The sequence below is a fragment of the Fervidicella metallireducens AeB genome (assembly GCF_000601455.1).
Classification (GTDB): domain Bacteria; phylum Bacillota; class Clostridia; order Clostridiales; family Caloramatoraceae; genus Fervidicella; species Fervidicella metallireducens.
In genome coordinates this window covers 1-1,694 of sequence record NZ_AZQP01000115.1, presented here as the reverse complement: position 1 = coordinate 1,694, position 1,694 = coordinate 1, and the positions used below count along the sequence as shown (strand labels likewise).

1 protein-coding gene is annotated in these 1,694 nt (G+C 33.0%); it reads right to left on the bottom strand.

From position 1 onward, the window contains the following. Nucleotides 1–218 precede the first annotated feature (218 nt). Nucleotides 219–1,694 (bottom strand): recombinase family protein (locus Q428_RS13925; protein WP_152539151.1); only part of this gene is annotated, 1,476 nt, incomplete at its 5' end.

Here is a 1,694-nt window from a genome sequence, read left to right as displayed (position 1 = left end):
CCCTCTACCAATTCTGTCAATAAAAAATTTTCATTTTATTCCAACATAATTCTGCATCAGCTTAAAGTAATACAATTAATTGCACATTATTTTAGTATAAATTTCCATTTCTATCTCACCTATAATATCAATAACTTGCAATTACTTAAATATAAAATGTTCGTTAAAATTTTTTAATAAAATAAAAAACCGTAATAAAATTATCTTATAATATCACCCTACACCTTTACCTCCACCTCCATCCCATCCTTAAACACAAACACCATCTTCCCACCTTCATAAACCTTAATCGTCTCAATAACCATATTCCAAAGCTCTCCATCAAACTCATCAAGTAACCCCTCCCTATCCCTTAAAACCTTCATAAACTCCTCTATCCTATCCTTCTTTACAAGTCTTTCGAACCTCTCATTTTCAATACTTTCAATTTCCTTTCTAACACTCTCATACCTTTCAACTAAGGCATTGTATCTTTCCATATACTCATCTTGGTCCTGTGCTTTGGTTGCGTTATCACGGATGCATCTGTTTATTTCATCTATAATTTCTTTAGCTTGTCTTTCAAGTCCAAATAATTTTTCATCTAAATCTTTAGTATTAACAATTTCTTTTATCACTTCCTCATACCCTCTTAATATTTCTTTCTTATTATTTATAACCCCATTAAATACCTCTACAAATGCCTTCTTTAAATCCTCTTCATTTATAAATGGTGTATTGCACTTTTCCTCATTCTTATACTTAGAATTGCACTGCCAGATAACCTTCCTATATTTATCATTGGAATGCCAGACCTTTCTGCCATAGAAACTTCCACAATCACCACATATAATCTTCCCTGAAAAGTAGTTTTTCCCTGTCTTATACCCCTTTGCCTCTTTTCTATTTTTTATCTCCATCTGCACCATATCAAATACTTCAGGTGAGATAATTGCAGGATGGCTGTTTTCTACATAATACTGTGGAACCTCCCCTTCGTTTCTCTTTATCTTCTTTGTAAGAAAGTCTACTGTAAACTTCTTTTGCAGCACTGCATCACCTTTATATTTTTCATTTTTAAGAATACTTAATACTGTGCTCTGGTGCCATACCCCTTTACCTGCTGGTGTTGGAACTTTGTTTTCTGTCAAATACTTTGCTATGCTAAGAGCAGTTTTCCCTTCTAAAAACATCCTATATATCAGCCTTACAATCTTTGCTTCTTCTTCAACTATTTTAGGATAGCCATCTTCTCCCTTTGTATAGCCTAAGAAATTTTTATATGGCAAGCTAAACCTACCATCTGCAAACCTTTTTCTCTGTCCCCAGGTTACATTTTCTGATATTGACCTTGATTCTTCTTGTGCCAATGAACTCATTATTGTAATTAGTAGCTCTCCTTTGCTGTCCATTGTATAGATATTTTCCTTTTCAAAATATACCTCTACACCTTTTTCTTTAAGTTTTCTAACTGTTGTTAATGTATCTACTGTATTTCTTGCAAATCTACTAACTGACTTTGTGATTATAAGGTCTATCTTGCCACTTAAGGCATCTTCAATCATTCTATTAAATCCATCTCTCTTTTTAGTGCTTGTTGCTGATATGCCTTCATCTGTATAAACATTTACAAATATCCAATCTGGGTTTGATTTAATATGTCTTGTATAGTAATCCATCTGTGCCTCAAAGCTTTGAAGCTGTTCTTCATTATC